Raw genomic sequence first — 23515 nt, forward strand, 5'->3', positions numbered from 1 at the left:
CGTGGCCCGCCTCGTTCTCGCCCGCCTGCTCCAGGCAGGGCTTGTCGTGATTGTCGTCGGCATCCTGTGTTTCGTGCTGGTCCGTTTCCTACCGGGGGACCCGGCCATGCGCATCGCCGCGGGCCGCTACGGTCCGGACGCGAATATCACGGAGGCGGCCGAAGGCGTCAGACGCGAGCTCGGTCTCGACAGGCCCGTGCTCGTGCAACTCGGCGCGTCGCTTGGCCAACTGGCTCGGTTCGACCTCGGGCGTTCGGTCGTGACGGGCCTGCCGATCACCAAGGAACTCGGTATCCAGCTTGGCGCCACGCTTTGGCTCTCCGGCTCGGCGCTCGCCCTTTCCCTCCTGCTCGGCCCCCCGATCGGGCTCCTCGCCGGCCTTCGGCATGGCGGTGTAGCCGATCGCGCTTCGCTGGGCGGGGCCATCCTCCTGCGCTCGTTGCCGCCCTTCGTGCTCGGGCTGCTGTTGATCCTGCTCTTCGCGATGACGCTCGGCATGTTTCCGCCGGCAGGTTGGGGCACCTGGCGGGAGCTCGCGCTGCCGGCGCTGACGCTGGCGCTCGGCCTCGCGGCCGTGTCCAGCCGCGTGGCGCGCGACTCCGTCGAGGCGGTGGTACGCACACCGTACCTCGCCTACGCGCGGCTGAAGGGCTTGCCCGAAACGGTCGTGGTACGCCGCCACGTCCTTCGTAACGCGGCGATACCGGTCGTCTCCTATATCGCGCTGCAAGCGATCTACCTGATCGAGGGCGTCGTCGTCGTCGAGACGCTGTTCGGCATTCCCGGCATTGGCCACGCGCTGGTCCATGCCGTGATCGCGCGCGACATGCCGATGGTGCAGGGCACGGCGCTCGCCATGGGCTTGCTATTCGTCGTCATCGCCGCCGCCGTCGATCTGGCCTGCCACTGGCTCGATCCGAGACCGAGACGCACATGAGCATCGCCGACGCCGCCCTCATACCTCTCGCAAGCCACCGCGATCTCACGCCCGCGCGCCTGTGCGGGCTCGGTCTCCTGGCGTTACTGGCGCTGTTTGCCCTGCTTGGCCCGCTGCTGGTCTCCGTCGATCCGACCGAGCAGGATTTCGCCGCGAGCCTCGCGCCGCCGAGCAGCGACTACCTGCTTGGCGCCGACCACTACGGCCGCAGCATGCTGGCGCGTCTCGCGTACGGCGCACGGCTCTCCTTCGGCCTCGCGCTCCTGACGGTTGCGACCGCAGCCGTTCCCGGCATCCTGCTCGGACTGCTCGCGGCCTGGCGGGGCGGGCTCGTCGAGCGTGCGCTGGAACTTTTCGCCACCGTCCTGCTGGCGCTGCCGGGGCTGCTGCTCGTGCTGATCCTGCTGGCGTTCTCGCCGGGCGCTTTCGGACCGCTCTATCTCGGCCTGGCGCTGACGCTCTGGATCGAGTTCTACCGGGTGACGCGGGCGACGGCCGCGACCGTGCTCAAGCAGCCACATATCGAGGCGGCCCGGCTGCTGGGCTTCCGCGCGCCCTATCTGCTGCGCAGCCTGGTGCTGCCGGAGCTGCGGCCGATCCTGACTACGCTTGCGGCCTTCGCCATGTCGACCGCGATCATTGCCATCTCGACGCTGAGCGCGATCAGCGTCGGCTTGCGCCCGCCGACGCCGGAACTCGGCGCGATGATCGTCGAACTGCTTCCGTACTACGCGGAGGCGCCGCTGCATGTGCTGATGCCGGGCGTCCTGATCTTCCTGCTGGTGCTTGGTCTGCAACTCGCGACCCGAAGCGAAAGCCGATGAACGCCCCCGTCCGTTTCCAGACACTGGCGGTCTCCGGGCTCCAGGTCCGCGCCGGCGAGAGGCCGATCGTCCGCGACGTCGCCTTCACCCTGACGCAGGGCATGCCCATGACGCTGCTCGGCGCCAGCGGTTCGGGCAAGTCGCTCGTGGCGCATGCGATCATGGGGAGCCTGCCGGCCGGGCTTTCCGCAAGCGGCGACGTCAGCCTGGACGGAAGCGATCTGCTCGCCGCCAGCCCGGCCGAGATCCGCGCCCGCTGGGGCAGGACGATCGCAATCCTGCCGCAGGAGCCCTGGCTCGCGCTTGATCCGACGATGCGCGTCGGCGCGCAAATCGGCGAGGTCCATCGCCATCTGCACAGCTTCGGCCCCGCCGAGGCGCGCGCCCGCGCCGGCTGCGACCTCGCCGAGGTCGGGCTCGGCGGCCGGTACCGCGCCTATCCGCATGAGCTCTCCGGCGGGATGTGCCAGCGAGCCGCAATCGCCGTCACGCATGCGGCGGGAGCCTCCCTGCTGATCGCCGACGAGCCGACCAAGGGTCTGGACGCCGCCTTGCGCGACGGCGTCGTCGAGCGACTGCGCCGGGAGATCGACGAGGGCAGACTCCTGCTCACCATCACCCATGACATCGCGGTCGCCGCTGCGCTCGGCGGCATGATCGGGGTGATGCTCGACGGCCGTCTCGTCGAGTTCGGGCCCGCAGCCAAGGTTCTGAGCCAACCGCGCCACGCCTATACCCGTGAACTCGTCGAGGCCGATCCCGGCCGCTGGCCCGCGCTCTCGCTGTCGCCTGCCAGCGAGACGGTGGTCGTGGCCACCGGGCTGTCGAAGCGCTTCGGCGCAGAGCCTCTGTTCACCGATCTCGACATCACGATCCGCCGCGGTGAGATCGTCGTCATTGTCGGGCCGAGCGGCTGCGGCAAGACCACGATCGGCAACATCCTGCTCGGCCTCGCCGCGCCGAACAGTGGCCGCGTCGAGCGCGCGGCGGGCGTCGCGCCAGTTCGCTTCCAGAAGCTCTATCAGGATCCGCCGGCCGCCTTCGCGCCGCACCAGACGCTGCGCCGCGCGCTCGGCGATCTGCTGAAGCTGCATGGGCTGGCTTGGCCGCAGGTCGAGGCCGCCATGGAGCGCTTCAGCCTTGGCCGCGAACTGCTCGACCGCCGTCCTGGCGAAGTCTCCGGCGGCGAGTTGCAGCGCTTCGCCATCCTGCGGGCGTTGCTGCTCGACCCCGTCTTCCTCTTCGCGGACGAAGCGACCTCGCGGCTCGACCCGGTCAGCCAAAAGGACGTGTTCGCGATCCTGATCGAAGCCGTAAAGGAGCGGGGGCTTGGCCTGCTGATGATGACTCATGAGGCGGCGCTCGCCGAACGTGTCGCGTCGCGGATCATGTGGATGGCGGGCCCGTAAGGCTAGGCGGTCGAGATTCCAGACCTCGCTCCGGCCGATTGTGTCCAAGAGCGATCAGAAGGCGAATAGCTTATAGCCTTCGTTAAAATAGCGACAAATCCAGAACGCCTACTGGTTCCAAAGATCTCCGGCCTGACCGAGCTTGGGTGGTGAGCGGTCGATGAGGCTCGCATGGCGGCGGCGGAAACCGCGTGAGCCAGTTCATGTGGCTCAATCATCAATCATCAAGAAATGGCACACGCGCTCTGCGAACGGGGCGCCCTGCCGCGACTATGACCCCGACTTCGCCTTGATGGTCGATGTCGGATGGCCAAACGCGAAGAAGAAGTGCGAAATCCGGATGATGCCGTGGGTGATCCGAGGACTTGCATGGCGCGCTACATCGAAGGCGAGAACCGGCAGCAGAAGCAGCTCCTGCCCGACTGTCTTGAGGATTACGTCAGCGAAGTTAATCCGGTTCGGGTGGTGGATGTCTTCGTCGACGAGCTCGATCTGGGAACGATCCCAGTCTTGCCGCCACAGATCCGGCATTATCCAAAGCCGACCAGACAGTTGGTGGCATAGGCGTGCCCTTTCAGCGTGTCATCAGCGCGCTGGCCTGGCGCTGGAGGTCGCTGGTCGCCTTGGTGATGTCGCGGCCGACGAAGGCACCATCGCGCTTGATCGGCTCGCCATCGACCAGCACCGTGTCGACCATGCCGATATGCGCCTGCATCACCACGGCTGCGATCGGATCGTGTAGCGGCGTGGTCGCGAGCCCGCGCCCTTTTAGCATGACGATGTCGGCGCGCTTTCCGACGGCGAGCGAGCCGACTTCGGCGTCGATGCCGAGCAGCCGCGCCCCATCGATGGTGGCGGCCGCAAGGACCTGCCGCGTCGTCAGCGTCACGGTCTTGAGCGGCTCCTTCTTCTGCTGTGCGGCGAGATTGTCGGCCAGACGCTGAGCGGCAAGCGCGGTACGCATCTGGGTGAACATGTCGCCACCGATGCCGGTGACGACGTCCACGCCCAGCCCCGGCCGACCGCCATTGCGGAGCACGCGGCCCGTGGCGGGCTGGCCATGGCCCATCAGCATCTCGACCTCGGGCGTGACCACAAATTTTGCGCCCGCTTCGGTCGCGATGCGATATTCGTCTTCGTCGAGATCATTGGCATGGACGAGGATCGACTTTGCACTCAGCAGCCTGTCGGCGGCGAGCTGCGCCACGGCGCGCGGCCGCCGGCCCTGGTACAGCCAGGCGCCGATATGGAACTGGTGCAGCAGGTCGAGTTCGCGCGCGAGTGTGAAGTCGGCAAGCGTCTCCTCGGGCGATGACGTGTCGGGGCCGCGAATGCCGAGTGCCAGACGTACGCGCCCCTCGCGGCTGGCGAGCGGACCCGCCAGCACGCGGCGGATGTCGGCCTTTACCGCCTCGCCGCCCTGCGCCGCGCCGGGGATCGCGTAGCCCAAAAAGGCGCGGATGCCCGCGCGGCGCATGGCGTCGATGGCCGCGTCCGCATGGGCCGGCGTCAGCACTTCGCGGCTCCAGTCGAAGATCGTGGTGACGCCAGCCTCGAGCTGTTCGAGCGCGCCGGCATAGTCGCTGGCGGCGAGGTCCTGCGCGCTCAGCTTCGGGCTGTAGCGGCCGACCACGACCTGGAAGTACTGGCCGAGCGTATGGTCCGCGGACAGGCCACGAATGATCGCCTGCCCGAGATGGATGTGGCTGTTGATCAGGCCGGGGATCAGGATGTTACCCTGCGCCTCGACGACCTCGGCGTCGCCCGCCTCCAGCCGTTCGCCGATCGCGGCTATCCGTCCCTCGCGCACCATCAGATCGCCTGCGCGGACGCCGCCATCCTCGGCCTCCATGGTGACGAGCGTGGCGTTACGAAACAGCAGCGCCCGGTCGCTGCGCGCCTGTGCGTAAACCTCGGGCATCGGAGCGGCGGCCATGGCGAGCGCGGCGGCGCCGCCCAGCAGCAGGTCGCGGCGGTCAGGTACTGGTTGGCTCACGGCGTGTCTCCCCTCGATACTCGCTTCGGTTTGGCCCCACCTGGCGCTCCCCGGCGCAAGGTCCGCGAAGGTTCGGCTCAGCCGCCGGCCGGCGCGACGAGCTTGCCGTAGCGCTCGGCATCGCCGCGCAGTTCCGCATCGAAGGCGTCGGGCGTCGAGGTCGTGATCTCGACGCCGAGCGCCGCGAAGCGCCCGACGGTTGCGGGATCGGCCATGACCTCGGTGACGTCCCTGCCGATCTGGCCGATGATTGGGCGCGACAAGGCCGCGGGTGCGAGCAGTCCAAACCAGCTATCGTAGACGAAGCTCGGCAGCCCTGCCTCCGCGAAGGTCGGCACATCCGGGAGCTGCGGGAGGCGCGAGCCCCCTGTGACGGCCAGCGCGCGCAGCTGGCCGGACTGGATCAGGTCGCCGCCGACAGTGAAGAAGGTGAAGGCCATGGCGGTATCGCCACGCATCACGCTGATCTGGGATTCCGGCTGGCCGCGATGCGGCACCAGCACCATCTGCGTGTTGGTCAGTTGCTTGAACAGTTCGGCGGCGATTCCCGTCGTACTTCCGAGGCCGGCCGAGCCGTAGCTCAGATCGCCGGGCTTTGCCCTGGCGGTCGCGATGAACTCGGCCAATGTCCTGAAGGGTGCATTGGGCGGCACGATCAGGAGCAAGGGCGTGGTCGCGACCCGGCCGATCCCGGCGAAATCCTTGACCGGATCGAAGCCGATATTCTTGTTGACGACGCCGATGACGCTATGACCGTTCGAAGTCAGCAGGAGTTGCGAACCATCGGCCGGGCCGCGCGAGACGCTGCTGGTCCCAGCGATTCCAGGCCTGTTCTCGACGATCACCTGTTGCTTCCATTTCGGCGAAAGCCTCTCGGCGACCGCGCGCGCGAGAATGTCGGTCATGCTGCCGGCTGAGAATGGCACCACGAGCCGCACGAGTTGGTGGGGATAGCTCTGGGCGAGGGCGCTGCGGGCGCCAAGCGCCGTACCGGCAGCAAGGCCGGCTCGGATGATGAACTGACGGCGATCCATCGACGTTCCTCCCTGTGGACAAGCCGGGCCTTCAGCCTCTGGCGGTGTTGGGCAGCGGCATGGCAAGCAGAACCGTGGCCGGACGATTGGCCTCGTTGCGCAAGGCGCGCGTTTCGTTGGGGGCGATGCGGCAGGAATCCCAGACCCCGAGCATGACGACACCGTCCGGCGTCTCGAAGGTCACTTCGCCCTCGAGCACGAGGTAGAATTTCTCCTCCGGCGAGGCCGAAGGGGCGATGCCGCCGCCCGGCAGGATCTGGCTCATTCCCAGCCACATCACGTCGGCGGGCCCGGCCTCGCGCCCCTGCAGCCGGAACATCCGCATGTCGCTGTGGCCGGGGGCTTCGTAGCGCGGAGCGTGGTTCAGTCGCATGACGTGCATGGCGATTATCCGTTCGGCAGGAGGACGAGGCGATCGCGCGAGGAGCCGAGTACGGCGATATAGGCGTCGCGAGCGCGCTCGAGCGGATAGGTCGCGCCGGGAAGGATCGGGAACGGCCGCAGCGCGCCGCTGCCGAAGCCCGGGACGAGATCGCGCAGGATGTCGGCCGTGGCGAGCGAGGACAAAGAGAGCGTGTCGACGCCGACATAGGTATGCCGGCCGCGATAGAAGGCGAAGATGTCGAACGGGACCGTCTGCTTCAAGGCAGCGATGAAAATCTGCCGGCCGAGGGTCGCGAGCGCATTCGTGCCGGCTTCGTAATAGGGCTCGCCGACCGTGTTGTAGACGATGTCGGCGCCCTTGCCGCCGGTGAGTTCACGCACCGTCCCGGCGACGTCCTGCCGACATGAATTGATCACCGTGACCGCGCCTTGGGCGTGGCCGACATAGGGTTCATCCTTGCGGACCACGCCGATGACGCGCGCGCCCTGCCAGGAGGCGATCTGCGCCGCCGCCTGTCCGACCTTGCCGTTCAATCCGAGGATCAGGACCGTCTCGCCGGGCTTCGGCATTCCGCTCCGGCGAAAGCCCTCCTGCGCCGTGACGAAGGGAACACCGATCCCGGCCGCCTCGGCGAGGGTGAGGCCGGCGGGCTTCTCGATCAGTGCGGCGGCCTCGACCACCAGATGGGAGGCGTGGGTGCCGTCGCGCCGGATGCCGAGATCGCCGGAGGAACCGAACACCTCCTTGCCGATCAGAGCGGCGGGCCCGTCAACGACGATGCCCGCGAAATCGCGCCCCGGTGTGCGCGGGAAGACGGCATAGGGCATCATCCCGATCGCGGCCTTGGCGTCGGACGGGTTCACCGCCGCCGCTCTGACCTCGACGATCGCGTCGCCGGCATCCGCAAGAGCCAGCGCGCGCCGCTCGATCACAGGCGCGACCGCCTCGATTGCGTCGGCCTTGGCCGACAGTCTGACCGCCGCCGCCATGACGGAGCTCATCTTCGCCGGTGCGTTCATTCCCGATCTCTCGCTTGCCCGCGTGTCATTCGGGCATCCGTCATGGCTCGGACCCGGCCGATGGAAGCTCGAAGAGCGCCCGCGCCTGTGCAGGCGTCGCGATCTGGACGCCGAGTTGCTCGATGATCAGCCGCGCCTTTTCGACCATCGCCGCGTTGGAAGGCGCAAGCGTGCCGCGGTCGATATAGACCGCGTCCTCGAGCCCGGTACGGGCATGACCACCGGCCAGCACGGACTGGGCGACCATCGGGAAGGTCGAACGGCCGATGCCGATCGCGGTGAAATGGGCGCCGGCCGGCAGCAGGCCGCGCGCGTAGAGCACGGTCTCGGGCGAGGGCTGGAAGCCGTATTTCACGCCCATCACGAAGGAGGTGAGCGCCGGCCCCGTCAGGGTGCCGTCGGCAAGCAGATCATGCAGCAGGGCGATGTCGCCGGAGTCGAACAGTTCGATCTCGGGTTTCACGCCGGCCTCGCGGATGACCTTGGCCATCCGCCGGACATTGCCGGGCGTGTTGATGACGACCTGCCCGCCCGAGTTCATCGTGTTGAGGTCGAGCGTGCAGATATCGGGCCTCAGCGCCGCGATATGGGCGACGCGCTGCTCCGGATTCATCAGCGTGGTGCCGGCGGCGGCAATCTTTGGATCGTCCTGCGACGGCACGAAGCGCCCGCCCGGCCCGGTGGTGATGTTCAGGATCAGCGCACGGTTGCGCGCTCGGATGCGTGCGACGACGTCCTGATAGTATTCCAGTTTCATCGACGGCGCGCCGGAGCCGGGCTCGCGGACGTGGATGTGGGCGACCGCCGCGCCGGCCTCCGCCGCGCCCAGGCAGGCGTCGGCGATCTCGTCGGGCGTGATCGGCAGATGCGGGGTCTGATCCGGACGCGTCAGGTTGCCGGTGACCGCGCAGGTGATGACCACCCTGTCGAGCATGGCGCGCATCGTCATCGCCTCACAAGGCCCTGCCGCCGTCGACGATCAGGATCGACCCGGTCGAATAGGTCAAATGCGTCGCGCAGGCCGCGATGGCGCGGGCGACGTCTTCGGCCGTCGCGACGCGCCGCAGCGGTATCGTCGCGGCGACCTTATCGAGGGCGGCCACGTCGCGGCCCGGCACGAAATCGGTCGCGACGACGCCGGGCGAAACCGACATCACCCGGATCGCCGGCGCCAGTGCCCGCGCCAGCGACTTCGTCATGGTGTCGATGCCGGCCTTGATCGCGGCATAGGCGAGGTTGGAGCCGACGCCGTTCAGCCCCGCGATCGAGGAGACGTTGACCACGAGCCCGTCGCCGGATGCCTTCAGCAGCGGCGCGAAGGCACGGATCGCCGCGAACTGACCGCGCCAGTTCACCCTGAACATGTCGTCGATGAAATCGTCGGTCAGCGCATCGAGATCGGCGATCGGGACCGGCTTCGTATAGCCGGCGCTGTTGACGAGAATGTCGCAGCGCCCGATCGTCGCCTCGACATCAGCGGCGAGCGCGACCAGCGTCGCGCTGTCCTCGACAGTGGATTGTCGCGCCTTGTGGCCGATGCCGGGCAGGCCGGCGACGACCGCCTGCGCCACCGCCTCGTCGGAGCGCCAGGTCACGACCAACGTCGCACCCTCGGCCGCGAGCGCCGCTGCCGCCGCCGCGCCGATTCCGCCCGATCCGCCGATGACCACCGCGACCTTGCCGGAGAGAATTTGCGTCATCAGGTGGTGACTCACTTGATCGGGGGTTGCGGGAGCACGGCTTCGCCCGGCTCCATCACGAAGGTGTAGGCGAGGCTGAACCACTCGCCCGCGACATCGGCAGCCGGCGCCGGACCCTCGCCTTTGCGGAAATCGCCGATCAGCGCCCGCGTCACGCCGAAGACGACATCGCTTTCGAGATGCTCGTCATCGTCGACGAAGACCTGGGTGATCAGCGTCTTGAAGCCAGTCTTGAAGGCCAGCACATGCAGATGGGCCGGGCGATAGGGATGGCGCTTCTGCGCCGCCAGCATCTCGCCGGTCGGCCCATGCGTCGGCACGGGATAGCCGGCGGGCTTGACCGAGCGGAAGGCGAAGCGCCCCTCCGCGTCGGTCTCGAAGACGCCACGCAGGTTCATGTCGGCCTGGGTCTCGTCCTGGTTTTCGTACATGCCGGCGGGCGAGGCCTGCCAGACATCGACGCGCACGCCTGCGAGCGGCAGGCCATGCGCATCACAGATCCGGCAATCGACGAAGAGCGGCGGCCCAGGCGTCGGCGAACGCACGATCGAGCCGCCATTCTCGGTCAGCGGCGCATTCGCCCGCCAGAACGGGCCTAGCAGGGCGGCGGCCGTCTCGGTCGCGCCGCTCCGCCCGTTGTTCAGCAGGCAAACCAGCGTCGAAAGGCCGAGCGCGTCCGAAAACAGAACGCCCTCATTGTGGCTGTCATTCGTGGCCTGCCCAATGCGGTTGAGCACGTCGATCGCGTATTCGAACTCAGGCTCGGTCAGCCGAACCTCACGCGCGAAGGCGTGCAAGTGGCGAACGAAGGCGGCCATGACGGTCCGCAGGCGTGCGTTTTCGGCTCCGCGCATGGCGGTGAGCACGGCTTCGGTCACATCCTCCTGACGCTCGATGATCATCTAACCTCCGCTCCAGGTCGAAACGAACCCCTGCCCTGGCCTGCCGCCGAGGGTTAGCCGTCGCAATGTGTAGGCCGTGCATGCGCAATCGTTTGCACAATCGATTGCGCATGCTTATTCCACGTGATTGCCGCCGTCAAGCGCCGCCGCTACAAGGGGTCATGGCAGGGTTCACGACGATCAAGGATGTGGCGCGCGAGGTCGGTGTTCACCCCTCGACGGTCTCGCGCGCGCTCGATCCGTCTCAGCGCGACCGGCTCGGCCCATCGATCGTCGAGCGCGTGCTCGAGGCCGCGGAACGGCTCGGATACCGGCCCGATGCGGCGGCGGCCAGCCTGCGTAGCGGCCGCTCCCATCTCATTGGCATCATCGTCCCGGACATCGCGAATCCGGTATTTTCGCCGATCATCAGCGGACTCGAACGGGCGCTCGCCGCGCGTGGCTACGCGCTCATCGTCGTCGACCAGCCCCCGGATCGGACCGCTCAGCCCGACATCCTGCAGATGCTGGTGGCCCGCCGCGTCGACGGCCTCGTCCTCGCCAATGTTTCGCTGAGGGACGATGCGGTCGAGCGCTGCCTGCGCTGGCAGGTGCCGGTGGTGCTGGTCAACCGCGCCGAGACGACCGCGCGCGTACCCTCCGTGGTTTCCGACGACATTGCCGGCATGCGGCTCGCCGTCGAGCATCTGGTCGGGCTCGGCCATCGCGCCATCGTCCATGTCGCCGGCCCGCAATCGCTCTCGACCGGCTCGCTGCGCAGACGCGGCTTCATCGAGGCAATGGCGGCTGCCGGTCTGGCGGTTGGCGGCGACGCCGTTATGGAAGCGGCCGCCTTCACTCGTGAAGCCGGACTGCCGGCTGCACGCGAGCTCCTGAAACGACGTCCGGACGCCACGGCCGTCATTGCCGCCAACGACCTGCTGGCGCTAGGTGTCTACGAGGGTTTGCGCGAACAGGGCCGGCGCTGTCCGGACGATGTCTCCGTGATCGGTCACAACGACATGCCGCTCGTCGACATGGTGAGCCCTCCGCTCTCGACGATCCGCATCAGCCATCGCGAGATGGGCGAACGAACAGGCCAGCTGCTGCTCGACATCATCACCGGCGCCCGCGAAACGATCACGCAGATCGTCACCCAGCCAGAGTTGGTCGCGCGCGGCTCGACTGCGCCGCCAACCCCGCTGACGCCCCAGTTCGGTTAGGTGTGAATAAGCGCCGAAGATTGACCGTAAGAATTCTGCCTTTTACCCAATGACTTGAATGGCATATTGCGCTGGTAGAGGGGGCACGACCGGCGCCGACCTCGATCCCTCTATGAATGAAGATAACCTTTTAAATTTAATGGTTTAGATCCCATCTGAAGTGGGGTCACGCTTTGATGCTGAATCACAGTCACCGACGCGGTTGCCGAGCTGCAGGTCGTCGCCTTCGAGGATCTGTTCGGCGGCAAGCTCCATGCGGCGGTCGATCGCCAGCACCCGCGCGATCTGTTCGATGTGAAGCTTCTCTATGAGAATGAGGGGCTGACCGACGCGCTATTTCGGACCTTCCTGATCTATGTTGCAAGTTCTGGCCGACCGCCACACGAGCTTATCAAGCCGTCCCTTTCCGATATCGACGACGCCTTTGCCAAAGAGTTCGAGGGTATGACGGTCAGCCCTGTGAGCCTGAGCGAGTTGAAGGACGCGCGAGCGCGGCTGACCAAAGACCTGCTCGCACGGCTCGACGAAAGGGCGATGCGGTTCCTGCTTTCGCTGCATGATGCTGAACCGGACTTCGAGGTGATCGGATTGCCGCAAGCGGCAAATCTGCCGGCGGTTCGCTGGAAGCTGCTCAACCTCACGAAGCTGAAGGAGCAGAACCCCGTGAAGCACGCCGAGCAACGCCAGGCGATAGCGGGAATATTGTCATAGACACCGGATCTGGATCATCGACGGCCATGAGTGACATCCCGCCCTCCGCGACATCCGGCTCCCCAGCCGATATGGCGACGATGAACGGTGAAGCCGATCTGCAGTGGGCAAGGCAATGTCGTCATCACCGCGACATCATCTGCAGCGGCCACATGACGATTTGCGGGAAGATGACCAGCAACGCGAGAACGACGATCTGGGCAACCATGAAGGGGACCACCCCCTTGATCACGCCACTCATCGGAACTTTCGCCACGCCGCAGACGACGTTGAGCACGGTTCCGACGGGCGGCGTCACCAGTCCGATCGCGTTGTTCATGATGAACAGGACTCCGAAATAGACCGGGTCGATCCCGGCCTGCTTCACGACCGGCATCAGCACTGGGGTCATGATCAGAACCGTCGGCGTGAAGTCGAGTGCGGTTCCAACCACCAGCACGAGCAACATCAGCACCGCGGTCAGGAGCATCTTGTTGTCCATGAAGGGCCGGACCATGTCGGCAACCTGCTGGGGAATGTTCGCCGTCGTGATGAGCCAGGCGGAGACGCCGGCCGCGGCGACGAGGAACATGATCACCGCCGTGGTTTCGGCAGCCCGGTACATCAGCTTGAACAGATCGGCGAACTTGATCTCGCGATAAATGAACAGCCCGACGAAGAGCGAGTAGGCGGCCGCGATGACCGCGGCTTCGGTGGGTGTGAACAGACCGGCCTTCAGGCCGCCGATGATGACGACGGGCAGCACCAGCGCCCAGAGGGCGTTGCGCGTTTCCGTGAAGCGCTCGGCCATGGTGCGCTTGGGCTCGACGCGCGGCTTGTCGCGCTGGATGCTCCAGCGCCAGGCCAACATGATCGCGACGCCCATCAGAATCCCGGGCACGATACCGGCGATGAAGAGCTTGGTAATCGAGACGCCGCCGGTGACGCCGAAGATGATCATGCCGATCGACGGCGGGATCACCGGCGCGATGATGCCGCCGCAGGCGATCAGGCCGCAGGAGCGGTTGATGTCGTAGCCAGCATTTCGCATCAGCGGGATCAGCACGGAGGCGAGCGCCGCGGTATCGGCGACGGCGGAACCGGAGAGCGAAGCCATGATCACCGCCGCGATCACCGCGACATAGCCGAGGCCGCCACGGATATGGCCGATCCAGGCCATCGCCATGGTGATGATGCGGCGCGTCATGCCGCCGGCATTCATCAGTTCCCCCGCCAGCATGAAGAAGGGAACGGCAAGGAGGGGGAAGCTGTTGGCGCCGTCCCACATGTTCTGGATGACGATCTGCGGGTCGTTGATGCCCATATAGAGCATCATGGCGAGGCCGCAGCCGATCAGAGCGAAGGCGACCGGCATGCCGAGCGCCATGAGTCCCAGCAGCGAAACGATAAAAACGAAGACGATCATGGCTTGGCTCCTCCAGCCATCTGCTGCGCCTTCATGTCGCGCTCGGCCTCGAGCCCCTCGGTCAGCCCCTCCTCATGGACATCGATCAGTTCGTTGTCAGGGACCTTGCCCTGCACCAGGCGGATGAGGTTGGACAGGCAGATCAGCGCAATCGCGGCGCCCGTCACATAGCTTACGCCATAGACCCAGAGCATGCTGATCTGGGCCACCGGCGAGGCGTTGCCGGCGATGATGTCGTGCTGCAGCCAGGTTCCGTAGAAGATGAACAGCGCGCAGATGAACATGATGACCTGGCTGATCGCCCAGCAGACCTTGCGACCCAGCACCGGCAATGCCTGCACCACCATGTCGACGCCGAGATGGCTGCGCCGATGCAGGCCGATGATCCCGCCGAGAAATGTCATCCAGACAAAAGCGAAGCGGGGCATCTCCTCGGACAAGTCGATGCCCGTGTTGAAGAAGAGCCGCAGCACGACGTTCCCGAACACCATGACCAGCATCACGCTCATGCAGAGCACGAGGATGATCTCGATGAGGCGGTAAAATCCCCTCACGGCGCTATCGAGCAAATCGCTCATCTGGCTTGACCTTGCTGGACATGCGGCAGGATCGGCCGGCAAAAAGCCGGCCGTCGCGGTCTTGGGCGATCAGTTGGTGCTGGCCGTGCGGGCCTTGGCGATCTCGGCCATGAAGCCGGTGACGAATTCGTCGCCGATCTGGGCCTTGAACTTCTCCACCACCGGCTTGACCTTGTCCTGGACCTTTTTCAGGTCCTCGGTCGAGACCTGATCGACGGTGACGCCGGCATCCTTGAACTTGGTGATGACGTCGCGGTCGCCTGCATCGAGCAAGGTGCGCTGCAGCAGGCCGGCCTCGACGGCCGCCTTCTGGACGCCGGCCTTGTCGCTGGCCGAGAGCGTGCCCCAGAATTTCTTCGAGGCGACGAGGGCGACCGGCGTGTAGACGTGGTTCGTCACGGAGATGTATTTCTGCACCTCCTGCATCTTGTTGGCCCACATATGCTGCAGTGGGTTCTCCTGGCCGTCGAGCGCCTTCACCTCGAGAGCGGTGAACACTTCGGAGAAGGCCATCGGAACCGCGTTCGCGCCGATCGTCTTCCAGGTGTCGAGAGCGACCGGGTTGGCCATCACGCGCAGCTTCAGCCCGCTGATGTCCTCGGCCGTCTTCACCGAGCGACGGCTGTTGGAGAGGTTGCGGAAGCCCATGCCGGTCCAGGTCAGGCCGACCAGTCCGCTCGGCTCGATCTTGTCGAAGATCGCCTTGGACGACGGGCCATCGAGGACCGCGTAGACCTCCTTGACGTTCTGGAAGAGGAACGGAAGATCCCAGACCTGGACCTCCTTCACGCGCGTCGAAAGCGGGGCGAGCGTGCCGATATAGAATTCCTGGCTGCCGGCCTGGACGGCCTGGAGCTGCTTTTCGTCGCTGCCGAGCATGGCCGAGTGGAACGGCTGGATCTTCACATTGCCGTTCGTGTAGGTGCTCGCCAGCTCGGTGAACTTGTTCACTGCGGCGGACTGCGGATGGGTATCGGGCATCGCATGCCCGATCTTGGCCTTGACCTGAGCAAAGGCGACGGTGGAGCCGAGCAAGGCAGCGGTCAGCGCGGCAATGAAGCCGGATCGCGTCACAGTCGTGTCATTCACGGGTTCATCTCCCAGTTCGCTGCTTGATGGGCGAGCGCTATACAGCGCATCCCCTGGCCTACCTGCGGAGGCCCCTCATTTCCGGTGCTTTTTGATCTCGCCGTAGAAGTCGTTGACGAAGGAGGCGCCGATCACCTCGGTGTTCTTCTCGATGACCGGCTGGATCGCCTTGCGGATTGCGTCCAGTTCAGCAGCCGGCATCTCGGTCGCGACCATACCCTTGGATTTGAGCTCCTTGAGGACATCGACCGCCTCGCGCAGCTCGGCCTCGCGCTGGAAGGCACGGGTCGTCTCCGCGGCGGCCTGCACCGCGGCCTGCTGCTGCGGCGTCAGGGACGTCCAGAACTTCTTCGAGGCCAGCAGCGCCACCGGCGTGTAGACATGGTTGGTGACGGTGAGGTGCTTTTGAACCTCGAACATCTTGTTGGCGTACATATCGACGAAGGGATGCTCGTATCCGTCCAGCGCCTTGGTCTCCAGAGCGGTATAGACCTCGGTGAAGGCCATCGGCACCGCGTTCATACCCATCGCATTGAAGCTCGCCAGAGCCATCGGGCTTTGCATCACGCGGACCTTCAGGCCCTTCATGTCGGCCAGCGACGCAATCGGGCGCTTGCTGTTCGACAGGTTGCGGAAGGCGCCGCCCGCCCAGACCAGGCCCTGCATGTTCATGTCGGAGAGGCTGTCGAGCAGGCGTCGCCCGGACGGTCCGTCGAGGACCGCAGCGGCCTCCGCATCGCTTCCGAACAGGAACGGAAAGTCGAAGATCTGCAGCTCTTTCTTGCGGGTCGCGATGGGAGAAAGCGCGCCCATGTAGAAATCGACCGTGCCCGACTGCACGGCGATGAGTATTTTCTCCTCGGAGCCGAGCGTCGAATTGCCGAAGACATCGACCTTGACGCTGCCGTTGGTCGCCTTTGCGACCTCTTCGGCGAAACGCTTCATCGCGGCCGCGCGAGGATGAGCGTCGGTGAATGAGTGGCCGAGCTTGGCCGTCTTGACGTCCTGAGCGATCGCTGGCGAGCCAATAACGGCCATGGCCGCAGCCGCCACAGTGATGGCGCGCAGCATTGTCCTGCGGGTTCCGTCGATCATGCCTTCCTCCATTGTCGAGGCGCCTTGTTCGCTCTGGTGGCGGCGCCGTCGGCAGTTAGATAACGGCACGGATGTCAGCTTGTCAAACAACTGACAGCATGACAAACTTGCGACCTCGGAGGAGCCGCATGCTGCTGTCATCAATCGGATCGCGACCGAACCTTGCCGCCGACGCAGCAGCCGCGATGGCTGGATCGATCAGGACCGGCGCGCTGCAGCCGGGCGCGCGCCTGCCTTCCGAGACCGAACTGGCCCGCCAGCTCGGTGTCAGCCGACCTGTCGTTCGCGAGGCCATCGCCTATCTCAAGGCCGACGGCATCGTCGAAAGCCGGCGCGGCCTTGGCCTGTTCGTCAACCAGCAGGATTCGCTGCGCCTGCGGCGGGCCGAGATCGAAGTGTCCGAGCAGTCGATCCTGCAGTTCCTCGAATTCCGCCTCGGGCTCGAGGTCGAGGCGGCGCAACTCGCTTCCCTGCGCCACACGCCTGAGGACCTCATGCGAATGGAGGCAGCCGATGCCGCGCTGAACGCTGCGGACGACATCGGCGAAGAGAGCTCTCAGCACGATCTGGCGCTGCACCTCGCCATTGCCGCCGCTGCGCAGAACCCGCTGTTCCTGAACGTTCTGCAGTTCGTATCGAGCCCGCTGCTCAACTCGATCAAGAGCATGCGCGCCAAGGATCTCGGCGAAGCGTCGAACATCGCCATTCGCCGCGCCGATCACGCCGCAATCCTCGACCGCATCCGTGCGCGCGATCCGGCAGGGGCCGGGGAGGCGATGCGCAAGCATATCGGCGAGTCCTATCGCCGCTACGCCGCGCAGGTCACCACAGGCGGGCCGAAGCCGATCCATCCCGCGCTTCAGGCGGCGGCGACCCAGGAGCGCTGAACGTGAATCACCTGTTCGATCTTTCCGGGCGCACCGCGCTCGTGACCGGCTCGTCGCGCGGACTCGGTCGCGCCATGGCTGAAGGGCTCGCCGCCGCGGGAGCTGTGATCATCCTCAACGGCGCCGACAAGGGCCGGCTCGACGAGGCCGTCGCCGCACTGACGGCAGCGGGGTACAACGCGCGCGGCCTGCGCTTCGACGTGACCGACGAGGCGGCCGTCATCGCCGCGTTCGAGATGCTCGATGCGGAAGGCGTCGAGGTCGACATCCTCGTCAACAATGCCGGGATTCAGTTCCGCAGGCCGATGCTCGACCTCGAGACGAGCGACTGGCGCCGCGTGATCGACACGAACCTGACCAGCGCCTTCGTCATTGGCCGCGAGGCGGCGCGCCGGATGGCCAGGCGCGGCCGGGGCAAGGTCATCAATATCGGTTCGCTGACCAGCGAACTCGCCCGCGCCACCGTGGCGCCCTACACGGTGGCGAAAGGCGGCATCAAGATGCTGACCAAGGCGATGGCTGCCGAATGGGGCGAGCTCGGCATCCAGGCCAACGCGATCGGCCCCGGCTACATGCTGACCGACATGAATCAGGCGCTGATCGACAATCCGACCTTCGATGCCTGGGTCAAGGGCCGCACGCCGGCGCGCCGCTGGGGGCGGCCGGACGAGCTCGCCGGCACCTGCGTCTACCTCGCCTCGGCAGCGTCCGACTATGTCAGCGGCCAGATCATCTATGTCGACGGCGGCATGATCTCGATGCTGTGAGCCGAGAAACGCGAATGAGCGGTGACGCGCCTCCCGCGGCGCAGGCCCCGACCGACTGAACAGGAATGAGCGTCATGAAGATCACGGCCATCGAAACCCTGCGGACCGAGGAGTTCGCCAACGTGCTGTGGGTGCGCGTCCACACCGATGCCGGCATCATCGGCCTGGGCGAGACCTTTTATGGCGCCGGGGCGGTCGAGTCGCACCTGCACGACACGCTATCGATGCGCCTGCTCGGCAAGAACCCGCTGCATATCGAGGCGCTGCATCGCGAGATGTCGAACCTGCCGATGGCCCAGGCGTCGACCGGCGTGGAATCGCGCGCCACCTCGGCCGTCGACATCGCGCTCTGGGATATCTTCGGCAAGGTCTGCGGGCAACCGGTGCACCAGATGCTGGGCGGCCTTTGCCGCGACAAACAGCGCATCTACAACACCTGCGCCGGCTACAAATATGTGCGTTCGCACAACATCAAGCCGGTCTCGACCTGGAATCTCGGCGAATCCGCAGGTCCCTATGAAGACCTCGACGGTTTCATGAACCGCGCCGACGCCTTGGCCGAAAGCCTGCTCGAAAGCGGCATCACCGCGATGAAGATCTGGCCGTTCGATCCCGCCGCGATCGAGAACCAGGGCCTCCACATCACGCCCGAGCAGATGCGCAAGGCCTGCGAGCCCTTCGAGAAGATCCGCAAGGCCGTCGGCGACAAGATGGAGATCATGGTCGAGCTCCATTCGCTCTGGAACCTCCCGACCGCGATCAAGATCGCGCGCGTGCTCGAGCAGTACGAGCCGAGCTGGTACGAGGACCCGATCCGGATGAACTCTCCCCAGGCGCTGGCGGAGTTCGCGCGCTCGACCACGGTCCCGGTCTGCGCCAGCGAGACGCTGGGCTCGCGTTTCCCCTACAAGGAGATGCTCGACCGCGACGCCATGCAGATCGTCATGGCCGATCTGTGCTGGACCGGCGGCCTGACCGAAGGCCGCAAGATCGCCGCGATGGCGGAGACCTATCACCGCCCCTTCGCGCCGCATGACTGCATCGGCCCGGTCGGCTTCATCGCCGCGATCCACGCCTCCTTCAGCCAGCCCAACACGCTGATCCAGGAATCGGTGCGGGCCTTCTACACCGGCTGGTACAAGGAGCTCGTCGACACCATGCCGACCATCAAGGACGGCTATGTCCTGCCGATGGAAGGCGTCGGCCTCGGCGTCGAACTCCTGCCCGCTGTGTTCGAGCGCGCGGACCTGACCGTCCGCCGATCAGTCGCTTGACGTCATATCAGGGCGCGATCTTGGCCGTACGCCGGAATGGCAGCGAAGTGTGGCTTGCCGGTGAAAGCTTCCCCGCAGCAGCGGGCGAGAATGCGCGTCGGCCCTTGGTCGAATCCAGACAGACCGCCCGAAACCTGACCTTCCAAAGGTCGGCAATGGGCCGATGTCGTTCTCTAACGGGTCAAGGTCTGGCTGCATGATCCTGAGCGGAAAATGCCGTTGGGTGCCTGCGTTCTCTGCGTGCTCATGGGCACTTGATGGGGTCAGCTGGGTGCGGGGTGGCTTGGTTGAAACCGCAGTCGGCCGATCTGGTCGGCGGCATGCTACAGAATCGGCGCCATCACCTGCTCCCTCCCTCGGGCGTCGCTCCCGCTCGGGAGCTCGTTACGGCCTCCTGTCTTGCCTTCGCGTAACTGTCGTGGATGTCAGGCCGGCCGGAACTCGGTGCCGTGGCGCAGCATGGCGTGCATGATGATGGCGAGGCGGCGGGCGAGTGCGATGCGCGCCTTGCGCATTGTCGATCGCCTTGCGATGGCGAGTGCCCAGTCCTTCAGTTTCAGCTCGCCCTTGTAACGGGTCAGCATGACGTTGGCAGCTTCGTAGAGCAGTGTTCGCACGCGCTTGTCACCGACCTTGGAGATACTGCCGACATAGTCGATCTCGCCGGATTGATAGCGCCGCGGTACGAGGCCGAGATAGGCTCCGAGATCCCTTGAGCGCCGGAAGCGTGACGGGTCATCGACCGCAGCGGCGAAGGCCAGCGCGGTGAGCTGGCCCACTCCGGGGATGGTCATGAGCCGCTGGCAGGCGTCGGATACGCGCACGAGACGCTTTACATCGGCATCGATCGCAGAGACGGCTTCAAGCACGGCTGCCCTGGCAGCAACGAGACCACGCATGGCGCCGGACAGGCCCGGGATACTGGCGCTCATCTGCACGACCTGGTCGACGAAGGCCGGGCTGAGCCCGCGCGGCAACCGGACGCCGAACACCATCGCCAGGCCTCGGATCTGGTTCTCCAGCGTGACACGTTGACCGACGAGCTTCTTGCGAGCGACGATCAGCGCGCGAACCGCATGGGCGGGCAGCGACTTCACATGCACCGCCTTGTAGAACCCGGTCCGGGCCAGTTGTGCCAAACCGCGCGCGTCGTTGCGATCGGTCTTGTGGGTCGTCAGCGTCTTGAGTGCCTGATAGGCCTGACGGCTCTCGATGCAGATGACGGGGACCTTCAGCTCAGCCAGGCCGTGAAAGAGCATTGGCGCCATCCGGCCCGTCTCGAACACGACGCGCCTGCAAGTCGGCGCGGCCCCCAGCGCTTCGGCGATCGCAGCGGCGGATGAAATGGCCTGGGTCTCGAAGACGATCGCGCCGTCGCGATCGACGACGCAGATATGCGTCTCCTCCATCGACACGTCCAGCCCAGCAAAATACTCCATGGCGTGCTCTCCTCTTCAGTTGTGGAGACACCCTATCGGCATCCCGCGAAGAGCAGCCAGACCGTTACCCCATGTTGAAAAAGTCGGCTTTGAGAGCGGCGCCGGCGCGTTTTGGATTTGGCCGATCGGGCTTCTCCCTCTTATGCGGGCCTGACTTGCGGTCCGTTGGGGAGGAGTTTGACGTGCGCGGCGCTGGTTGAAACGATGTCAACAACCGCCCGTTCTCTCCGCAGTCGGTCACCGGTTATTAATTACGGCGCAGCAATCAGCTGATCCCGCAGCGCCAGCAGGTCGTCGCAGACGGCCTCGAGATCGGAGACCGGGAAACCAGTTTTAAGCTCCGGTCTGTATGCGACGAGGCGGTCGTAAAGAGCGCCGGTGAAGCTGACCCTTCCCTCGCTGCCGACGACCAGGCCATTTTGCGCCTCGAAGGCGGCGTTCCAGCGCACCGCCTCATCCTCGCCAAGGCCCGGCGGCAGGTCGAGCGCAAGCTCGCCTTTGGAAAGCCTGACCGGATAGCCGCCCGGCAGCCCGTTGGGCCCCGGCACATGGCCTAGCCAGTCGCGGCCACTGGCCATAGCGAGCAGCATCGGCACGCCGCTGGCGCCGGAAATCTCGATGACCGGCTCGGGCGTGAGCTGGATGTCGGCGAAGCGCGCGAAGACGTCCTCGACCTCCTGCCCGTCGATCCAGACACGCGGTGGCCGGCCGCCGCGCGCGGAAGGAGCCTGACGCCAGGCGGCGAGGTTCTGGTAGTGGGCGATGACCTTGACCTCAGCTCCGCGGGGCACGGAGGCCGAGCCGGCGAAGACGTTCGACAGGATCGCGACATTGCCCATGCCGCAGGCGACCCGGTGGCCCTGCGCCGTGATCATGCCATCGACCACGTCGGGAAAGCTGCAGTTCAGCAAGGTGACGGGCTGGCCCCGCCGGCTGATCGCCGCCGCCACGCGCGAGCTGATCAGCGCCTGGAAGATTGCGGTGGCGCTCAAGCCCCCCTCGGCCACCAGCCGCGTCCAGGCATTGCCGGTCTGGGCGATGATCTGCGAGGTCTGAATCGAGGCGGCCTGGACGAGAATGCGCGGGTTCGTCGCCGCCAGCAGCGCGTCGGAGGCATCGGGAGCCAGCAGGTCGACGGCATGGGCAGTGAAGCGCGCCTTGCTGCCGAACATGGCCACACGCGCATTCGCCGCCGTGCGCAGCCAGCCGAGACGGTCGCGGTTGCGGCCGGCGATGATCACTTCGACCGGCTCGGCCGCCACCGCGGCGATATCGAAGGCGATGCGGGCTGCAAACGAGCCAGTGCCCGAGATCAGGATGTCGCAGGAGCCCATCTCAGCGGGCCATCGCCGGAGCTGCCCGATCCCAGGCATCGTCGAGTTGGGCTGAGAGCTTGTGCTTCATGATGCGCTGGCTCGCCGTGCGCTCGAAATCCGCGACGAAGGCGATGTAGCGCGGGTTCTGGTAAGGGGCGAGGCGCGCGGCCAGCCAGTCGGACAGGGCGGCCGCGTCGATGGCAGCGCCCTCGCGCGGCTTGACGAAGAGCTTGATGTCCTGCTCGCCGACATCCGAGGCGACGCCGATCATGGCGCAGTCCTCGACATCCTCGTGCTCGGCAGCGACATGCTCGACCTCCCAGGCCGAGACATTCTCGCCCTTGCAGCGCACGCTGTCGGTCATGCGGCCATGGAAATAGAGATTGCCGTCCGCGTCGAAGGAACCGAGATCGCCTGTATGGAGCGCACCATTGCGCAGCGCTTTCGCCGTCGCCTCGGGATTGTCGAGATAGCCCGGGAAGATCGCGCCCTCGACATCGGTATCGACGACGATCTCGCCGCGTTCCCCGATCGCGACAGGCGCGCCATCCGCGCCCAGCAGCTGGAGGCCGAACCAGGGCATCGGACGGCCGACCGAGCCGACCACGCCTGAATCGTTGCAGGTGGTGATGCTGGACGCCTCCGTCATGCCGTAGCATTCCCGGATTTCGACGCCGAAGCGGTCGCGGAACTGCGGCCAGATGTCGGGCGGGCAGCCGCCGCCCCAGGCGATGCGTACGCCATGCTCGCGATCGAGCGGACTGGCCGGCTGCTTCAGCAGGATCTGCAGGATGCCGCCGAGATAATGGATATGGCTCGCGCCCTCCGCCTTGACCTGGTTCCAGAAGCGGCTGGCGCTGAAGCGGTCGACCATGGCGAGCGTGACGTCGCGGATCATCGGCAGGGCCAGGAGCTGAGCGCCGCCGATATGGTAGAGCGGCTCCCAGACGAACAGCGCCTCGCCGGGCTTGGCGGCCGAGACGCGGCCGACCCCTTCGGCGGCCAGGCGCAGCATCCGGTGCGAAACGACGACACCCTTGGGACGCCCGGTCGTGCCGGAGGTGTACATGATCGCGAAGACGGCGTCGGGCGAAGGCGCGGGCTCGTCGAAAGGCGCGGAGCCGGCGAGGATCGCGTCGAGTTCCACGCCTTGCCGCAGGATCGGCGGCGCCGAGCTGCCCGCCAGCGCCTCGTCGACCGTCGCGGCCAGATCGGCATCGACGACGATCAGCTTGGGCCGCGGATGGGTCAGGAGATAGCGCAATCCCTCACCGCGCTGCTGCGCATTGATGGGCACCCAGGCGATGCCGGCGCGCGCCAGGCCGAAGACCACCGCGATCGTCGCGACCGAGTTGCGCATCATCACCGCGACGCGGTCGCCGCCGTTCAGGCCGCGTTCGCGCAGATGCACGGAGAAGGCGGCCGAGCGGGCCTCGATCTCGCGATAGCTCAGCGGCTCGCCGCAATAGCGCGCATAGATCCGCTCAGGCTCGCGCGCGGCACGATCGGTCAGGAGGCCAACAAAGCCGGCTTCGTCGGTAGGCAT

The 23515-nt window shown here is 66.2% G+C and carries 21 protein-coding genes and 2 pseudogenes; 9 read left to right on the plus strand and 14 right to left on the minus strand.

The window, feature by feature from the left end:
- Position 1: 1 nt before the first annotated feature.
- The 4 genes and pseudogenes from BHK69_RS30595 to BHK69_RS33355 form a co-directional block, all read left to right on the plus strand.
- Positions 2-937 carry an ABC transporter permease gene (locus BHK69_RS30595; RefSeq protein WP_069694356.1) on the plus strand — a complete coding sequence of 312 codons (936 nt, stop codon included), beginning with the start codon at positions 2-4 and terminating at the stop codon, positions 935-937.
- Positions 934-1761, plus strand: a complete 828-nt coding sequence (locus tag BHK69_RS30600) for an ABC transporter permease (protein ID WP_069694242.1) — start codon at positions 934-936, stop codon at positions 1759-1761. The genes BHK69_RS30595 and BHK69_RS30600 overlap by 4 nt, the downstream gene beginning before the upstream one ends.
- On the plus strand, positions 1758-3170 hold the full coding sequence (locus BHK69_RS30605; protein ID WP_069694243.1) for an ABC transporter ATP-binding protein: 1413 nt from the start codon (positions 1758-1760) through the stop codon (positions 3168-3170). The genes BHK69_RS30600 and BHK69_RS30605 overlap by 4 nt, the downstream gene beginning before the upstream one ends.
- Before the next feature lie 369 nt (positions 3171-3539).
- A pseudogene (locus BHK69_RS33355) lies at positions 3540-3674 on the plus strand (hypothetical protein); the annotation flags it as partial.
- A 70-nt stretch (positions 3675-3744) separates the two neighbouring features.
- Here BHK69_RS33355 and BHK69_RS30615 read toward each other — a convergent pair.
- The 7 genes from BHK69_RS30615 to BHK69_RS30645 all read right to left on the minus strand — a co-directional run bounded on the left by BHK69_RS30615 (position 3745) and on the right by BHK69_RS30645 (position 10206).
- Positions 3745-5166, minus strand: a complete 1422-nt coding sequence (locus BHK69_RS30615) for an amidohydrolase family protein (RefSeq protein ID WP_069694245.1) — start codon at positions 5164-5166, stop codon at positions 3745-3747.
- A 77-nt stretch (positions 5167-5243) separates the two neighbouring features.
- Positions 5244-6200: a Bug family tripartite tricarboxylate transporter substrate binding protein gene (locus BHK69_RS30620; protein WP_069694246.1), complete on the minus strand. Its 957-nt coding sequence runs from the start codon at positions 6198-6200 to the stop codon at positions 5244-5246.
- A 31-nt stretch (positions 6201-6231) separates the two neighbouring features.
- Positions 6232-6582 (minus strand): cupin domain-containing protein, encoded by a 351-nt coding sequence (locus tag BHK69_RS30625; RefSeq protein ID WP_069694247.1) that lies wholly within the window; start codon positions 6580-6582, stop codon positions 6232-6234.
- 5 nt (positions 6583-6587) lie between these two features.
- Positions 6588-7604, minus strand: a complete 1017-nt coding sequence (locus BHK69_RS30630; protein ID WP_069694248.1) for a quinone oxidoreductase family protein — start codon at positions 7602-7604, stop codon at positions 6588-6590.
- 40 nt (positions 7605-7644) lie between these two features.
- Positions 7645-8547 (minus strand): beta-keto acid cleavage family enzyme, encoded by a 903-nt coding sequence (locus BHK69_RS30635; protein WP_425285585.1) that lies wholly within the window; start codon positions 8545-8547, stop codon positions 7645-7647.
- Positions 8548-8557: 10 nt separating this feature from the next.
- Positions 8558-9304 carry an SDR family NAD(P)-dependent oxidoreductase gene (locus BHK69_RS30640; protein WP_069694249.1) on the minus strand — a complete coding sequence of 249 codons (747 nt, stop codon included), beginning with the start codon at positions 9302-9304 and terminating at the stop codon, positions 8558-8560.
- Between the two features lie 11 nt (positions 9305-9315).
- Entirely contained in the window at positions 9316-10206 is an 891-nt protein-coding gene (locus tag BHK69_RS30645) for a dioxygenase family protein (protein WP_069694250.1), read from the minus strand.
- 161 nt (positions 10207-10367) lie between these two features.
- Here BHK69_RS30645 and BHK69_RS30650 point away from each other — a divergent pair, with 161 nt between their 5' ends.
- Positions 10368-11408 (plus strand): LacI family DNA-binding transcriptional regulator, encoded by a 1041-nt coding sequence (locus BHK69_RS30650; RefSeq protein ID WP_069694251.1) that lies wholly within the window; start codon positions 10368-10370, stop codon positions 11406-11408.
- Positions 11409-11612: 204 nt separating this feature from the next.
- A pseudogene (locus tag BHK69_RS30655) lies at positions 11613-12119 on the plus strand (nucleotidyl transferase AbiEii/AbiGii toxin family protein); the annotation flags it as partial.
- A 124-nt stretch (positions 12120-12243) separates the two neighbouring features.
- On the opposite strand, the gene BHK69_RS30660 reads toward BHK69_RS30655, so the two are convergent.
- From BHK69_RS30660 to BHK69_RS30675, 4 genes are all read right to left on the minus strand, one after another.
- Positions 12244-13524, minus strand: coding sequence for a TRAP transporter large permease (locus BHK69_RS30660; RefSeq protein ID WP_069694252.1), 1281 nt, complete (start codon positions 13522-13524; stop codon positions 12244-12246).
- Positions 13521-14102 carry a TRAP transporter small permease gene (locus BHK69_RS30665; protein ID WP_069694253.1) on the minus strand — a complete coding sequence of 194 codons (582 nt, stop codon included), beginning with the start codon at positions 14100-14102 and terminating at the stop codon, positions 13521-13523. Before BHK69_RS30665 ends, BHK69_RS30660 begins: the two co-directional genes overlap by 4 nt.
- Positions 14103-14171: 69 nt before the next feature.
- Positions 14172-15191, minus strand: coding sequence for a TRAP transporter substrate-binding protein (locus BHK69_RS30670; protein WP_069694254.1), 1020 nt, complete (start codon positions 15189-15191; stop codon positions 14172-14174).
- 75 nt (positions 15192-15266) lie between these two features.
- Positions 15267-16286 (minus strand): DctP family TRAP transporter solute-binding subunit, encoded by a 1020-nt coding sequence (locus BHK69_RS30675; protein WP_069694358.1) that lies wholly within the window; start codon positions 16284-16286, stop codon positions 15267-15269.
- A gap of 128 nt (positions 16287-16414) precedes the next feature.
- Here BHK69_RS30675 and BHK69_RS30680 point away from each other — a divergent pair, with 128 nt between their 5' ends.
- The 3 genes from BHK69_RS30680 (at position 16415) to BHK69_RS30690 (ending at position 19214) form a co-directional block, all read left to right on the plus strand.
- Positions 16415-17173 carry a FadR/GntR family transcriptional regulator gene (locus BHK69_RS30680; protein WP_069694255.1) on the plus strand — a complete coding sequence of 253 codons (759 nt, stop codon included), beginning with the start codon at positions 16415-16417 and terminating at the stop codon, positions 17171-17173.
- Positions 17174-17175: 2 nt separating this feature from the next.
- On the plus strand, positions 17176-17940 hold the full coding sequence (locus BHK69_RS30685) for an SDR family oxidoreductase (RefSeq protein WP_425285586.1): 765 nt from the start codon (positions 17176-17178) through the stop codon (positions 17938-17940).
- A 74-nt stretch (positions 17941-18014) separates the two neighbouring features.
- Positions 18015-19214: a mandelate racemase/muconate lactonizing enzyme family protein gene (locus BHK69_RS30690; protein ID WP_069694359.1), complete on the plus strand. Its 1200-nt coding sequence runs from the start codon at positions 18015-18017 to the stop codon at positions 19212-19214.
- A gap of 425 nt (positions 19215-19639) precedes the next feature.
- On the opposite strand, the gene BHK69_RS30695 is transcribed toward BHK69_RS30690, so the two are convergent.
- The 3 genes from BHK69_RS30695 to BHK69_RS30705 all read right to left on the minus strand — a co-directional run bounded on the left by BHK69_RS30695 (position 19640) and on the right by BHK69_RS30705 (position 23515).
- Entirely contained in the window at positions 19640-20653 is a 1014-nt protein-coding gene (locus tag BHK69_RS30695) for an IS110 family RNA-guided transposase (RefSeq protein WP_069694257.1), read from the minus strand.
- Between the two features lie 251 nt (positions 20654-20904).
- Positions 20905-21987 (minus strand): hypothetical protein, encoded by a 1083-nt coding sequence (locus tag BHK69_RS30700; protein ID WP_083269953.1) that lies wholly within the window; start codon positions 21985-21987, stop codon positions 20905-20907.
- Position 21988: 1 nt separating this feature from the next.
- Positions 21989-23515 (minus strand): class I adenylate-forming enzyme family protein, encoded by a 1527-nt coding sequence (locus BHK69_RS30705; RefSeq protein WP_069694360.1) that lies wholly within the window; start codon positions 23513-23515, stop codon positions 21989-21991.

Source organism: Bosea vaviloviae, assembly GCF_001741865.1.
Lineage (GTDB): Bacteria > Pseudomonadota > Alphaproteobacteria > Rhizobiales > Beijerinckiaceae > Allobosea > Allobosea vaviloviae.

Coding starts and splice junctions, on each gene's coding strand:
- BHK69_RS30635 (WP_425285585.1), bottom strand. CDS start 8,547: ATGCGCGCCATGCTCGACAGGGTGGTCATCACCTGCGCGGTCACCGGC.
- BHK69_RS30690 (WP_069694359.1), top strand. CDS start 18,015: ATGAAGATCACGGCCATCGAAACCCTGCGGACCGAGGAGTTCGCCAAC.
- BHK69_RS30660 (WP_069694252.1), bottom strand. CDS start 13,524: ATGATCGTCTTCGTTTTTATCGTTTCGCTGCTGGGACTCATGGCGCTC.
- BHK69_RS30625 (WP_069694247.1), bottom strand. CDS start 6,582: ATGCACGTCATGCGACTGAACCACGCTCCGCGCTACGAAGCCCCCGGC.
- BHK69_RS30695 (WP_069694257.1), bottom strand. CDS start 20,653: ATGGAGTATTTTGCTGGGCTGGACGTGTCGATGGAGGAGACGCATATC.
- BHK69_RS30705 (WP_069694360.1), bottom strand. CDS start 23,515: ATGCCTACCGACGAAGCCGGCTTTGTTGGCCTCCTGACCGATCGTGCC.
- BHK69_RS30665 (WP_069694253.1), bottom strand. CDS start 14,102: ATGAGCGATTTGCTCGATAGCGCCGTGAGGGGATTTTACCGCCTCATC.
- BHK69_RS30640 (WP_069694249.1), bottom strand. CDS start 9,304: ATGACGCAAATTCTCTCCGGCAAGGTCGCGGTGGTCATCGGCGGATCG.
- BHK69_RS30620 (WP_069694246.1), bottom strand. CDS start 6,200: ATGGATCGCCGTCAGTTCATCATCCGAGCCGGCCTTGCTGCCGGTACG.
- BHK69_RS30600 (WP_069694242.1), top strand. CDS start 934: ATGAGCATCGCCGACGCCGCCCTCATACCTCTCGCAAGCCACCGCGAT.
- BHK69_RS30645 (WP_069694250.1), bottom strand. CDS start 10,206: ATGATCATCGAGCGTCAGGAGGATGTGACCGAAGCCGTGCTCACCGCC.
- BHK69_RS30605 (WP_069694243.1), top strand. CDS start 1,758: ATGAACGCCCCCGTCCGTTTCCAGACACTGGCGGTCTCCGGGCTCCAG.
- BHK69_RS30680 (WP_069694255.1), top strand. CDS start 16,415: ATGCTGCTGTCATCAATCGGATCGCGACCGAACCTTGCCGCCGACGCA.
- BHK69_RS30675 (WP_069694358.1), bottom strand. CDS start 16,286: ATGATCGACGGAACCCGCAGGACAATGCTGCGCGCCATCACTGTGGCG.
- BHK69_RS30650 (WP_069694251.1), top strand. CDS start 10,368: ATGGCAGGGTTCACGACGATCAAGGATGTGGCGCGCGAGGTCGGTGTT.
- BHK69_RS30630 (WP_069694248.1), bottom strand. CDS start 7,604: ATGAACGCACCGGCGAAGATGAGCTCCGTCATGGCGGCGGCGGTCAGA.
- BHK69_RS30700 (WP_083269953.1), bottom strand. CDS start 21,987: ATGGGCTCCTGCGACATCCTGATCTCGGGCACTGGCTCGTTTGCAGCC.